Origin of the sequence: Chelativorans sp. J32, from assembly GCF_000518985.1 — a bacterium.
Lineage (GTDB): Bacteria > Pseudomonadota > Alphaproteobacteria > Rhizobiales > Rhizobiaceae > Chelativorans.
In genome coordinates, this window is the sequence record NZ_JAEQ01000001.1 from 296,736 (window position 1) to 309,342 (window position 12,607).

At 60.5% G+C, this 12,607-nt stretch carries 10 protein-coding genes; 3 read left to right on the plus strand and 7 right to left on the minus strand.

What is annotated here, in order from left to right; translation table 11 throughout:
• Window positions 1–42: 42 nt before the first annotated feature.
• From CHEJ32_RS0101510 to CHEJ32_RS23655, 7 genes are all read right to left on the minus strand, one after another.
• Entirely contained in the window at window positions 43–999 is a 957-nt protein-coding gene (locus CHEJ32_RS0101510) for a glyoxylate/hydroxypyruvate reductase A (RefSeq protein WP_028032253.1), read from the minus strand.
• 15 nt (window positions 1,000–1,014) lie between these two features.
• Entirely contained in the window at window positions 1,015–2,643 is a 1,629-nt protein-coding gene (locus CHEJ32_RS0101515; RefSeq protein WP_028032254.1) for an ABC transporter ATP-binding protein, read from the minus strand.
• Window positions 2,640–3,791 (minus strand): ABC transporter permease, encoded by a 1,152-nt coding sequence (locus tag CHEJ32_RS0101520; protein WP_028032255.1) that lies wholly within the window; start codon window positions 3,789–3,791, stop codon window positions 2,640–2,642. The genes CHEJ32_RS0101515 and CHEJ32_RS0101520 overlap by 4 nt, the downstream gene beginning before the upstream one ends.
• Window positions 3,792–4,892, minus strand: a complete 1,101-nt coding sequence (locus CHEJ32_RS0101525) for a microcin C ABC transporter permease YejB (protein WP_028032256.1) — start codon at window positions 4,890–4,892, stop codon at window positions 3,792–3,794.
• A 54-nt stretch (window positions 4,893–4,946) separates the two neighbouring features.
• Window positions 4,947–6,821, minus strand: coding sequence for an extracellular solute-binding protein (locus tag CHEJ32_RS0101530; RefSeq protein ID WP_028032257.1), 1,875 nt, complete (start codon window positions 6,819–6,821; stop codon window positions 4,947–4,949).
• A gap of 14 nt (window positions 6,822–6,835) precedes the next feature.
• The gene (locus CHEJ32_RS0101535; RefSeq protein WP_028032258.1) at window positions 6,836–8,704 is read right to left on the minus strand and encodes an extracellular solute-binding protein; all 1,869 of its coding nucleotides are present in this window, start codon (window positions 8,702–8,704) and stop codon (window positions 6,836–6,838) included.
• 123 nt (window positions 8,705–8,827) lie between these two features.
• A complete protein-coding gene (locus CHEJ32_RS23655) occupies window positions 8,828–9,661 on the minus strand; it encodes a cytochrome c family protein (protein WP_051469388.1) in 834 nt (277 codons plus the stop codon).
• A 195-nt stretch (window positions 9,662–9,856) separates the two neighbouring features.
• Here CHEJ32_RS23655 and CHEJ32_RS0101545 point away from each other — a divergent pair, with 195 nt between their 5' ends.
• The 3 genes from CHEJ32_RS0101545 (at window position 9,857) to CHEJ32_RS0101555 (ending at window position 12,327) form a co-directional block, all read left to right on the plus strand.
• Window positions 9,857–10,612, plus strand: coding sequence for a 3-deoxy-manno-octulosonate cytidylyltransferase (locus CHEJ32_RS0101545; RefSeq protein WP_028032259.1), 756 nt, complete (start codon window positions 9,857–9,859; stop codon window positions 10,610–10,612).
• Entirely contained in the window at window positions 10,612–11,481 is an 870-nt protein-coding gene (locus CHEJ32_RS23660) for a prephenate dehydratase (protein ID WP_051469318.1), read from the plus strand. The genes CHEJ32_RS0101545 and CHEJ32_RS23660 overlap by 1 nt, the downstream gene beginning before the upstream one ends.
• A 186-nt stretch (window positions 11,482–11,667) precedes the next feature.
• The gene (locus CHEJ32_RS0101555) at window positions 11,668–12,327 is read left to right on the plus strand and encodes a peroxiredoxin (RefSeq protein ID WP_028032260.1); all 660 of its coding nucleotides are present in this window, start codon (window positions 11,668–11,670) and stop codon (window positions 12,325–12,327) included.
• The last annotated feature ends 280 nt before the right edge of the window (window positions 12,328–12,607 follow it).

A 12,607-nucleotide genomic window follows, 5' to 3' on the forward strand; every position in this document is an offset into this window, starting at 1 on the left:
AGGGTTGAGCTAGTGCCTCCGCTCATGTGGGAGGCGGTCGCCTCAATAGCCCGCTTCGCGGTCCACAAGGTTCGTAAGTGGCTCGCCGCGTTCGAAAGCCTCCATCTGCGCGATCATCAGCGGCGCCAGATGCGCCGGATCGGAACTCGCAGCTGCGTGAGGCGTGATGAAAACCTTCGGATGCGCCCAGAGCGGGCTCTTCGGATTGAGCGGCTCCTGCTCGAAGACATCCAGGCTCGCTTCCTTGAGAACGCCCTGATCGAGCGCCCGCAGGATATCTGCTTCCCGTTGAAGCCGCCCACGCCCCGCATTGACAAGGCATGGGCCGCCGAGCGGCCCGTTCCTCCTGAGCCTCTCGAGCACGGAGAAATCAACAAGCCCTTCTGTCGCCGGCGTCAGCGGCAGGAGCACGACGAGGATGTCGGTGGCATTGAGGAAGGGCGTCAGCCCTGCCTCGCCGTGGAAGGTGTGCACACCGTCGACCCGCTTCTCGCGCCGGCTCCAGCCATTCACTTTGAAACCCAGTGAGAGAAGCGCCCTGGCTGCGGCACTCCCGAGTTCGCCCAGGCCCATGATGCCCACGGTGACTTCGTTCGCAGGCGGTTGGGGAGGCTCGTGCCAGATCTTTTGCGCCTGCTGCGCCCGATATGTGCGGCCCTGCCGATGATGGTCGAGCACCCGCCAGGTGACGTATTCGACCATATACTGCGTGAGGTTTTCCGCCACCACGCGCACTATGGGTACGTCGGCCGGCAGATCGGGATCGGCGAGCAGGTGGTCGACGCCCGCGCCCGCTGAGAAGATCACCTTCAGGTTGGGAAGCGGTTTGAGGACGCCGCGCTTCTGCTTCCAGACCACCGCATATTCGATGGTGGGATCCGCCTCGCCGTCAGGTTCCAGCACTGTCGGACGTGCCTTCGAGAGCGCGTCGAGCCAGCGCTGCGGATACATGCCCGTAACGGAAAGCAGGATGCGGCCGAAGGCCGGTTTCTCTGTCATGATGTCCCCTGATTGCTATTCGCTCACCACGCCTGTCGGCGCCGTCGCGATTTCGAAGGCGGCGGCGATCAGTGCCCGCGTATAGTCGGTCTTGGGCTCGCGGAAGATCTGATCCGCCGTACCCGTCTCGACCACCTTGCCGTTGCGCATCACGATCACCTCGTTGGCGAGCGCGCGCACCACCTTGAGGTCGTGGCTGATGAAGAGATAGGCGAGGTTGTGCCGCTTCTGGAGGTCGCGCAAGAGATCCACGACTTGCGCCTGTACGCTCATGTCGAGCGCCGAGGTGGGCTCGTCCAGCATCACGAAGCTCGGCTTCAGAACCATTGCACGGGCGATCGCGATGCGCTGGCGCTGCCCGCCGGAGAACTCGTGCGGGTAGCGGAACCGTGCTTCAGGGTCGAGCCCCACTTCCTTCAGCACGTCCACCACCTGCGCGTCGCGCTCTTCGGCGGAAAGGCCGCGTTCATGAACCTTCAAGCCTTCCTGGATGATTTCAGCCACCGACATGCGGGGGCTCAAGGATCCGAAAGGATCCTGGAAGACGATCTGCATATGCCGGCGCAATGGCCGCATATCCCGGAACGAGCGGCCGTCGATCCGCTCTCCCCTGAAACGGATCTCGCCGTCCGAGGAAATCATGCGGGAGAGCGCGAGGCCCAGCGTGGTCTTGCCGGAACCGGATTCGCCGACCACGCCGAGCGTCTGACCGGCCCTGACGGTAACGTCCACGCCGTCAACAGCCTTAACATGGTCGACCACCCGCCGCAGGAATCCCTTCTTGATCGGGAACCAGACCTTGATCTCGTTGCCCTCCATCACCTTCTCGGCCGCAAGATTCGCCTTGGGCGGCTCGCCTTTCGGCTCGGCGGCAAGCAGATGCCGCGTATATTCGTGCTGGGGATTGGAGAAGATCGCTTCTGTCGGCCCGCTCTCGACGATCTTGCCCTTGGTCATCACGCAGACGCGATCCGCCACTTTGCGCACGATCCCAAGATCATGCGTGATGAAGAGCATGGAAAGGTTCTTCTCGCGCTTCAGTTCTGCGAGCAGTTCGAGGATCTGCGCCTGCACCGTCACGTCGAGCGCGGTCGTCGGCTCATCGGCGATGAGAAGCTTCGGCTCATTCGCCAAAGCCATCGCGATCATCACGCGCTGGCGCTGCCCACCGGAAAGCTGATGCGGGAATGCGTCGAGCCGCTTTTCCGGCTCGCGGATGCCCACCTGGTTGAGCAGTTCCAGCGTGCGCTTGCGCGCGGCATCATTGCTCATTCCGCGGTGGAGCTTCAGCACTTCGCCCACCTGACGCTCGATCGTGTGCAGTGGATTGAGCGAGGTCATCGGCTCCTGGAAGATCATGCTGATCTCGTTGCCGCGCACCCGGCGAAGGTCCCGTTCGCTGCTGCCGAGCAGATCCTGTCCTTCATAGAGAACCTGCCCGGATGGATGGCTCGCGGATGGATACGGCAGGAGCTTCAGAACGGATAGGGCGGTAACGGATTTGCCGGAACCCGACTCGCCCACCAGCGCCACCGTCTCCCCCTGCTGGATATCGAAGGAGATGCGGTCGACGGCAATCGATTCCTGCCCGCCCTGCGCAAAGGCGACGGAAAGATCGCGGATCGAGAGGAGGGGCCGGCTCATCGGAATGTCTTCCGCGGGTCGAAAGCGTCACGCACCGCCTCGCCGACGAAGATGAGCAGAGAGAGCATGATCGACAAGGTGAGGAAGCCCGTTATGCCGAGCCAGGGGGCATTGAGGTTCCGCTGCCCCTGGCGAAGAAGCTCGCCGAGAGAGGGGGAGCCGGGAGGAAGGCCAAAACCCAGAAAGTCGAGCGATGTGAGCGTGGTGATTGAGCCGTTCAGGATAAATGGCAGGAAGGTAAGCGTCGCGACCATGGCATTGGGCAGGAGGTGGCGGGACATGATCGTGCGATTGCGCACGCCAAGCGCGCGAGCGGCACTCACATATTCGAAGTTGCGCGCCCGCAGGAATTCCGCCCGGACCACACCGACAAAGGCCACCCAGGAAAAAAGCAGCATGATGCCGAGCAGGATCCAGAAGCCCGGTGGCAGCACGGCGGCTATAATGAGGATAAGGTACAAAACCGGGATGGATGACCAGATCTCGATGAAGCGCTGGAAGAGCAGGTCCGTCCAGCCGCCGAAGTAGCCTTGGACCGCACCGGCGGAGACGCCGATGACGGCAGACAAGGCGGTGAGCACCAGGCCGAAGAGGACGGAGATGCGGAAGCCATAGATCACGCGCGCGAGCACGTCCCGAGCCTGATCATCGGTGCCCAGCCAGTTCCAATTGCCGATGACGCAGTTGGGATCGTTGACGCCCTGCGGGTAGCGGCTGCACCGCTGCTCCTCGGTGTAGAGCCAGGAAGGTTTTGCAGGCGCCGCCTCCGGGATCTCACTGTTCACCGTACGGTAGGAATAGCGGATCGGCGGCCAGATCATCCACCCATTGGCATCGATCTCGTCCTGAATGAAGGGGTCCCTGTAATCGGTGATGGCAAGGAAGCCGCCGAATTTTTCTTCCGGATAATCGACCAGGACCGGGAACAGCATCTCCCCCTTGTAGGAAGCGATGATCGGCTTGTCGTTGGCGATGAACTCGGCAAAGAGCGACAGCACGAACAGGGCCAGGAAAATCCAAAGGGACCAGAAGCCGCGCTTATTCGCCCTGAAATTCTGCCACCGCCGCTTGTTGATGGGCGAGAGCCACGGCCGCGAAACCTCTTCGCGTACCCGCTCCACCTGTGCTTTCGCCTGGATCTCCGACATCTAGACATCCCTCCGCTCGAAATCGATGCGCGGGTCGATGAGCGTGTAGGTGATGTCCGAGACGAGGCTGATGATCAGTCCCATGAGCGAGAAAATATAGAGCGTCGCGAACACGACCGGGTAATCGCGGTCGATGACCGATCGGAAGCCGAGCAAGCCCAGACCATCAAGCGAAAAGATACTTTCGATCAGAAGCGATCCGGTGAAAAAGGAGGAGATGAAGGCGCCGGGGAACCCGGCAATGATGAGCAGCATGGCGTTGCGGAAAACATGTCCGTAAAGCACCTGCCGGTCCGACAAACCCTTTGCACGCGCGGTGACGACATACTGTTTCCGGATCTCATCCAGGAAGGAGTTCTTGGTGAGCAGGGTCGTCGTTGCGAAGGCGGAAAGCACCAGCGCCGTCAGCGGCAGGGCAAGATGCCAGAAATAATCGAGGATGCGCTCCGGCCAGGACAGCGAACTCCAATTGTCCGATGTGAGCCCGCGCAGAGGAAACCAGTCAAAGAAGGACCCCCCCGCAAAGAGCACCATGAGAAGGATCGCGAAGAGGAAGCTCGGGATCGCGTAGGCGACGATGACGATTCCGCTGGTCCAGACGTCGAAGGGTGTCCCGTCCTTCACCGCCTTGCGGATGCCGAGCGGGATTGAGATGCCGTAGGAAAGCAGCGTGATCCAGAGGCCGAGTGAGATCGAGACCGGCATCTTTTCAAGAATGAGGTCGACCACCGAAATATCTCGGAAATAGCTCTCGCCGAAATCGAACCGGATATAGTTCCAGAGCATCAGCCCGAAGCGCTCCAGAGGAGGCTTGTCGAAGCCGAACTGTTTTTCAAGCTGGGCAATGAATTCCGGATCGAGCCCCTGCGCCCCGCGATAGCGGGAATTCGCGCCGCCCGCCGCTTCGAAACTCTGGGCGCCGATGTCGCCACCGCCGCCGCCGATCCGGGCGTCTGCACCGCCGCCCTGACCCGTGACCTGGGCTATGACTTGCTCCACCGGCCCACCCGGCGCGAACTGGATGACGATGAAGGAGATTGCCATGATACCGAACAGGGTCGGGATCATCAGAAGCAGGCGACGGAGAATATAGGCTCCCATCAGCCGATTGCCCCATTCGGTGATGTTCCAGCGAGGATGACAGTCACGCCGATGTTACGCTTTCCCAATCGCTTTGGCCTTTTCCTCGTCGTACCACCACAGAGCCTCGACCGGGAAGAAATAATCGGGTTTCGGCTCCTTGAAGCCGAACATGTCCCAATAGGCAACCCGGTGATTCGCCGTGTGCCAATTTGGAATCCAGTCGCGCCTGGCGCGCAAGACCCTATCAAGTGCGTGCATCGCGATCGTGAACTCTTCGCGCGTCCTCGCCTTGCCGGCAGCCTCGACGAGGCTATCGACCGCAGGGTCCGCCGTTCCAGTATAATTGTAGGATCCTTCCACATTCGCGGTACGCGAATGGAAGAATTGCACGAGGCTGTCATAGGTTGGAGTAGCACCGAGGGAGAACGCGATCTCGATGAGATCGAAGTCAAAGCTTACCTGGCGGAGCTGATATTGGGCGGGATCGACCTGCCGCATTCGCGCATCGATCCCGATGGCCCGCAGATTGCCGATGAAACTTGGCTCGACGCGCAGGAAGATCTCGTCATTTACGAGGTATTCGAGTGTGAATCTCTCGCCGGCCGCATTGTGGAGGACGCCGTCGCGCGCATGCCAGCCAGCTGCTTCCATCAGTTCCCGCGCGCGCCGCAGCATGGTTCTGTCGCGGCCGGACCCGTCTGAGGCAGGCTGCATGACGGCCTCTCCGAACGCCTCATCGGGGATCTTACCGCGCAAGGGCTCGAGCAAGGCGAGTTCCTCCTCGCTCGGAAGTCCCTCCGTTTTATAGGGGGACTGTTCGAACGGGGAATGCGACCGGTCGTAGAGCCCGTAAAACAGGTTCTTGTTGATCCATTCGAAATCGAAACAGAGTGCGATAGCCTCCCTGACGCGCGCGTCGCGAAACCGCTCGCGGCGCTGGTTGAGCGCTTTGCAATAGAAATAGGGACGGAGTTCGGAAGGGAACTCCCGCTTGACCACGCGGCCGTTCTGCACGGCCGGGAAATTATAGCCGGTAGCCCATACCTGCGATGTGAACTCGCCGCGCCAGGAGATATCGCCCTTCTTGAAGGCCTCGAAAGCCGCATTGCGGTCGCCGTAGAACTCAATGCGAATACGATCGAAATGATAGAGGCCGCGACGGGAGGGATGCTCGCGCGCCCAATCATCTTCCACGCGCTCATATTCGATATATCGTCCTGCGGCGAGTTTGCCGACTTTGTACGGACCAGACCCGAGCAGAGGTTCCAGGGTGGAGCTGTCGAAGCTCTTACCTTCCAGCGAGGCCTTCGACAGGATGGGAAAGCCGACCACCTCGAGGATCGTCCGCTCGGATTGCTTGCCGGTGAAGGAAAGCCGGAATTCCTGCGGACCGACCGCCTCTGCGGCAGACATTTCCGCCAAGGTCAGAACGAATGTCGGATGCCCCTTTTCCTTCAGCAGATTGTAGCTGAACGCGACATCCTCCGCAGTGATCGGCGACCCGTCGTGAAAGCGGGCATCCGATCTGAGCTTGAAGGTGAAACTGTTGCGGTCTTCGGAGATCGTGACACTTTCCGCCACGAGACCATAGACGGCATCCGGCTCGTCCCAGGCGCTCATCATGAGGGAGTCGAAGCACATTTCCATCCGCGGCGGCGCGTCGCCGGTGCGGACGAAGCTGTTCAGCGTGTTGAAAGTTTGGGTGTTCTGATTGAAGAACCAGTAGCCGGGCGAGAAATTGAAAGTACCGCCTTTCGGGGCATCGAGGCTCGCATAATCGAAATGCTCGAAACCGGCCTGATATTTCAGGTCGCCGAAGGCAGACAATCCGTGCAGCGGCGTTTCCGTTTTCACTTGAGCGAATGCAACCCCTCCGACAAGCGGGGTGGCGATGGCCGCCCCGGAGAGTTCGAGAAACTTGCGGCGAGTCAGCGAAGAGAAATTCATGTGTCGATTCCGGCTTAGTATTTCGCGCTTAGCGCGGCGGCCAGCTCAGGATCGATCCACCAGGAATCGACATCCACGCCTGCATACGCCGGCTGCTTTTCCGGAATGCCGAACTTGTTCCAGTAGGCGTAGCGCAGCGTGGGCTGATAATATTGCGGGATCGAGTAGAAGTTCCACAGGAGCACGCGGTCGAGCGCCCGCACTGTCGCGACCAGTTCTTCGCGGTCCTTGGCGTAGATGATCTTGTTGACCAGAGCGTCCACCACCGGGTCCTTGATACCGATGACGTTTTGCGATCCCGGAATGTCGGCGGCTTCGGAACTCCAGTAGTCCCGCTGCTCGTTGCCCGGCGAGTTGGATTGGGCGAAGCGGCCCGTGATGGCATCGAATTGGAAGTTCTGGACGCGCTGGATATATTGGGACGTATCCACGATGCGCAGCGTCGCACTAATCCCGATCTTCCGCAGATTGGCGATGAAGCCGCCCGTGATGACCTCGGCCGTGGGCGATGCCCCGAGAAACTCGATTTGGAATTGCTCGCCTGTTTCTCTGTTGGTCATCCGGCCGTTTTGAATCTCCCATCCTGCCTCGTTGAAGAGCCGAACGGCTTCGCGCAGATATTGCCGCTCAGACTGCGGCGAATCGTAGACGGGCAGCTTGAATTCCTGGGTAAAAAGCTCCGGTGGCAGCTTGTCCCGGAATTCCTCCAGGATCTGAAGCTCCTGCCCTTGGGGGAGGCCGCTCGATGCCAGGTCGGATTTTTCGAAATAGCTGCTGAAACGCTTGTTGAGCCCGAAGAACTGTGTCCGGTTCTGCTCCTCGAAATTATAGGCGAAGGTCAGCGCCTCGCGCACCCGGCGGTCCTGGAATCTTGGCTCCCGCATGTTGAAGACGAAGGCCTGCATGGGCTCTATGGCGGTGCTGGTGAATTCACGCTTGATGACGTCGCCATTCTGCACTGCGGGGAAGTCATATTCCTGCGACCAGCGTCGCGTGCTCAGTTCGCGCCGCACATCCTCAATGCCGCCCTTCTGGAAGGCCAGGAACTCGGCATTGTCGTCCTGGAAATAGGTATATCGGATGCGGTCGAAATTATATCGCCCGATATTGACCGGCAGGTTCGCTCCCCAATACTCCTCCGCCCGTTCCCATATGATCTCCGATCCGGGGCGGAAGCTTCCGATCTTATACGGCCCGCTGCCAAGCGGCGCTTCCAGCGTTGGGTTCCGGAGATCACGTTTGCGGCCCTGGGAGTCCGTTCCTTCCCACCAGTGCTTCGGGAGTACGGGCAGGTCTCCCATGATATGCGGCAGTTCCCGGTTGCCGCCCTGGTCGAAGCGGAATTCCACTTCACTGTCCGAAAGTGCCACAGCCTCTGTGACATTGGCGAAATAGCGATTGTGTTGCGGGCTGATCTCCTTGAGCATGTTGAAGGACCAGACCACGTCCTCGACCGTGATCGGCGTGCCGTCATGCCAGCGAGCGTTCGGGTTGAGGCGATATGTGGCCGAGGAATAATCGTCGGGATATTTAAACGCTTCGGCGATCAGCGGGTGGCTGGTGCCCGGATCCTCGGGCGATTGCTGCATGAGGGTCTCCCACAGCATGCCGCCGAAATAGGTGAGGCCCGCCGCCGGGGTGCCTCGCACGATGAATGGATTGAAGCTGTCGAAAGTGCCGAAGACGGCTGAGTTCAGCGTGCCTCCCTTGGGCGCTTCGGGATTGACGTAGCTGTAGCGTTCGAAGGGCTTCGTCTCTGCCTCGGGATTGATCAGCGAGCTCGTCGTCCGCCACTCCTGCGCCCCCGCGCCAGCGGCCAGTAGGAGCACCCCAAGACCGGCAAGGGCTATCCTCTTCCCGTGCCAAATGACTTTAGCCAGCATGCAGCAGATCTCCCGTCTGTTTTCGCCGAAGGTAGTTCATCTGCGGCTGATGGCAATCGGGAAGGCCGGCAAAAATAAAAAAGCCGGCGGATGCCGGCTCTTTTATAAAATATCCGTCGCTGCCTATTGGGCAGGAGCGGGCTGGGCCTGGCCAGCACCGCCGGCAGCTCCACCCGCCGGAGCGGAAGGAGCGGTGCTCCCTTCCGGCTGAGGTGCCGGTGTCTGCGCCCCCTCGGCAGGCGCGCCTTCTGCAGGTGCGGCACCACCTTCGGCGGGAGCCGCCGGGGCTGCACCCTCGGCCGGAGCCTGTGCGCCACCTTCGGCCGGAGCCTGTGCGCCGCCCTCGGCGGGAGCAGCCTGTTCGCCGCCTTCTGCAGGGGCAGCAGCGCCCTCGCCACCGGCAGGCGCGGCTTCCGGCAGCGCGGCCGGCTGATCGGACAGCGTGCGCAGATAAGCGATCAGGTTGGCGCGGTCCTGCACGCTCTTGAGGCCTGCAAAGGACATGGCCGTGCCGGGAACGAGGCCCTTGGGGTTGGCCAGGAAGTGGTCGAGCTCCTCATATGTCCAGTGCTTCTGGCCGCCTTCCGAGTATTCCTTCAGCGCACCCGAGTAGCTGAAGCCTTCATGCGTGGCGATCGGGCGATCCACGATGTCCCACAGATTGGGGCCGACCTTGTTCGGGCCGCCATTCTCGACGGTGTGACAGGAAGCGCAGCGCTTGAAGACCGACTCGCCGGCAGATGCGTCCGCCGAAGCCAGAAGCGGCAATACCGATTCGGCCGCTGGCTGGGCCTCACCACCACCCTCGGGGGCGCTTTCGGGCACAGCAATCGCGTAGCCGGGCGTCTCCGGTTCCGGAGAGGAAAAGACCACGTCCGAAATAAGACTGATGGAGAAGACGATGAAAACAACGCCGAGGAATGCGCCGATGAATTTGTTAAGCTCGAAAGAATCCATGCGCCCTGAGGCTCCCTTCTCCGTATCCTCTGCGGGGTCGTGCACCATCTACCGCCGGCGCCCCGCGTCCCGCATTCGGCTTCTGCCAAAAATCGCGCGGAAACTAGGTCTTTTGCTCGACCAAAGCAACACATATAAGGCTGTTCGTAACTGAGACCTTTTGCCACTTTCTAAAACCTGCCGCGACAATTCTCCATGACCACCATAATCCTTATTCCCGCCCGAATGGCCTCGACCCGCCTGCCCGGCAAGCCATTGGCCGATATCGCCGGAAAGCCCATGATTGCCCAGGTTGCGGCGAGGGCGCTTGAAAGCGGGGTAGGGCGCGTGGTCGTGGCGACCGACACCGAGGAAGTCGCCGCAGCGGCGAGAGCCGAGGGCGTGGAGGCCGTGATGACGCGCGCCGACCATCAATCGGGATCTGACCGCATCTTCGAGGCGTTGCAGGGGATAGATCCCGAGGGCAAGGCCGAGATCGTGATCAATCTGCAAGGGGATCTGCCGACCATCCCGCCGGAGGATATTCGGGCCGTCACGCGCCCCTTGGACAATCCGGATACCGAGATAGCCACGCTCGGCGTCGAGATCGAGGATGAGGAGGAGAAGACAAATCCGAACGTGGTGAAGATCGTGGGCGTGCCCCTCGCAGGAGCCCGCCAATCGACCCGGCTACGCGCGCTCTATTTTACCCGAGCGACGGCGCCGTGGGGCGAAGGCCCACTCTTCCATCACATCGGTATCTACGCCTACCGGCGCGCCGCGCTGGAGCGATTCGTTGCGCTCCCGCCGGGGGCGCTGGAAACACGCGAGCGGCTCGAGCAGTTGCGTGCCCTGGAAGCGGGCATGCACATCGACGTCGAGATTGTCCGTTCAGTGCCGCTCGGGGTCGATACGCCTGCCGATCTTGAACGGGCTCGCCAGATTCTGTCCGCAAAAACCGAAAACAAGTGATGATTGCACGAAAAACCAACAAGATCTCCTTCCAGGGAGAGCCAGGAGCCAATTCCGACACCGCGTGCCGCAACATGTTTCCCGACATGGAGCCGCTGCCCTGCCCGACATTCGAAGACGCCTTCAATGCGGTGGAGGCAGGGAAGGCGGATTTGGCGATGATCCCGATCGAGAACACGATCGCCGGCCGGGTAGCCGATATTCATTATCTTCTGCCCCAGTCCGAGCTGCACATCGTCGGCGAATATTTCCTGCCCATCCAGTTCCAGCTGATGGTGCTGCCGGGAGTGGATATCTCGCAGATCAAAGCCGTCTACAGCCACATCCACGCACTCGGGCAATGCCGCAAGATCATTCGCAAGCACGGCTGGAAGCCGATGGTTGCCGGGGACACCGCTGGGGCTGCGCGAATGGTGGCCGAGGAAAAGGTGCCCACGAATGCGGCGCTCGCACCGCGGCTTGCGGCGGAGCTCTATGGCCTCGATATCGTCGCTGAGAATGTCGAGGATACAGACAACAACGTCACGCGGTTCGTCGTCCTTTCCAAAGAGAAGGCGTGGGCGCAGCGCCGCTCGCCGGACCAGCGCATGATCACCACTTTCATTTTTCGCGTGCGCAACGTTCCGGCCTCCCTCTACAAGGCACTCGGCGGCTTCGCCACCAATGGCGTGAACATGACCAAGCTCGAGAGCTACCAGCTCGGCGGAAAGTTCTTCTCCAGCCTATTCTATGCGGATGTCGAGGGGCATCCGGACGACCGCAATCTGGCATTGGCGCTGGAGGAGCTGGGCTTCTTTTCGCATGAAGTGCGCATCCTTGGTGTCTATAAAAGCCATCCATTCCGCGCGACCCAAAGCGAGGACGAGTGACGGCCGCTCTGGGAGCGCTACGCTGGAAGGGTAGGTGGCTCAGCTATTTTGAGGAAAAATGTTCCCGCTGTTTCTAATTTGATGGGATGATTTTCTCTCGGCCGGCTTTTGGCGCATATTTCGATGCTCAATAGTTGGGCGCCGGGAACCTATCTTAAGGGAAAGTTCTGAGCAGGAGAATGTGCCATGGGCCTTCGCATCAATGACACCGCACCGGATTTCACCGCCGAGACGACACATGGCACGATCCATTTCCATGAATGGATCGGCGATGGCTGGGCCGTCCTCTTCAGCCACCCCAAAAACTTCACGCCCGTTTGCACGACCGAGCTCGGTGCCATGGCGGGTATCGAGGATGAGTTCAGGAAACGCAACGTCAAGATCATCGGCATCTCTGTCGATCCCGTCGAGGATCATGACCGCTGGAAGGCAGACATCGAGAAGGCGACCGGTTTCCGCGTCGATTATCCGCTGATTGGCGACAAGGACCTGAAGGTGGCGAAGCTTTATGACATGCTGCCGGCGGACGCGGGAGATTCGGCTGAGGGCCGCACCCCTGCCGACAATGCCACCGTACGTTCCGTTTACGTCATCGGTCCCGACAAGAAGATCAAGCTGGTCCTCACTTACCCGATGACCACCGGGCGTAATTTCGATGAAATCCTGCGCGCGATCGATTCGATCCAGCTTACCGCCAAGCACCAGGTGGCGACGCCCGCCAACTGGAAGCAGGGCGACGATGTGATCATCACAGCCGCGGTGTCGAACGAGGATGCCATCAAGCGTTTCGGCGCCTTCGAGACCATTCTTCCGTATTTGCGCAAGACCAAGCAGCCGACAGCGTGAGTCCCGCTCCATAGATCGGCCATCATGATGAGAGACTCCGTCCGATTTTTTTGGACGGAGTTTTTTTGTGAAATTTCTTATTGTCGGTACTCTTCTTGCGGCCTTTATTTGGGTGGCCGTTTCTGCCTTCCAGGCCTTTCCCTTGCAAAACCCGGACCCCCAGGCCATGGAGGATTGTATCTCCGTAGCCTCACGGGAATTCCTGCCATCGACCGTGCGAGTCACCTATATGCCGGTACGGGGCTTGCGTTGGGAGCTGGCGATCATTCAAGGCAAATCC

Excerpts from the sequence above, each read along its gene's own strand:
- CHEJ32_RS0101510 (WP_028032253.1), bottom strand. The coding sequence starts at position 999 with ATGACAGAGAAACCGGCCTTCGGCCGCATCCTGCTTTCCGTTACGGGC.
- CHEJ32_RS0101515 (WP_028032254.1), bottom strand. The coding sequence starts at position 2,643 with ATGAGCCGGCCCCTCCTCTCGATCCGCGATCTTTCCGTCGCCTTTGCG.
- CHEJ32_RS0101520 (WP_028032255.1), bottom strand. The coding sequence starts at position 3,791 with ATGTCGGAGATCCAGGCGAAAGCACAGGTGGAGCGGGTACGCGAAGAG.
- CHEJ32_RS0101525 (WP_028032256.1), bottom strand. The coding sequence starts at position 4,892 with ATGGGAGCCTATATTCTCCGTCGCCTGCTTCTGATGATCCCGACCCTG.
- CHEJ32_RS0101530 (WP_028032257.1), bottom strand. The coding sequence starts at position 6,821 with ATGAATTTCTCTTCGCTGACTCGCCGCAAGTTTCTCGAACTCTCCGGG.
- CHEJ32_RS0101535 (WP_028032258.1), bottom strand. The coding sequence starts at position 8,704 with ATGCTGGCTAAAGTCATTTGGCACGGGAAGAGGATAGCCCTTGCCGGT.
- CHEJ32_RS23655 (WP_051469388.1), bottom strand. The coding sequence starts at position 9,661 with ATGGATTCTTTCGAGCTTAACAAATTCATCGGCGCATTCCTCGGCGTT.
- CHEJ32_RS0101545 (WP_028032259.1), top strand. The coding sequence starts at position 9,857 with ATGACCACCATAATCCTTATTCCCGCCCGAATGGCCTCGACCCGCCTG.
- CHEJ32_RS23660 (WP_051469318.1), top strand. The coding sequence starts at position 10,612 with ATGATTGCACGAAAAACCAACAAGATCTCCTTCCAGGGAGAGCCAGGA.
- CHEJ32_RS0101555 (WP_028032260.1), top strand. The coding sequence starts at position 11,668 with ATGGGCCTTCGCATCAATGACACCGCACCGGATTTCACCGCCGAGACG.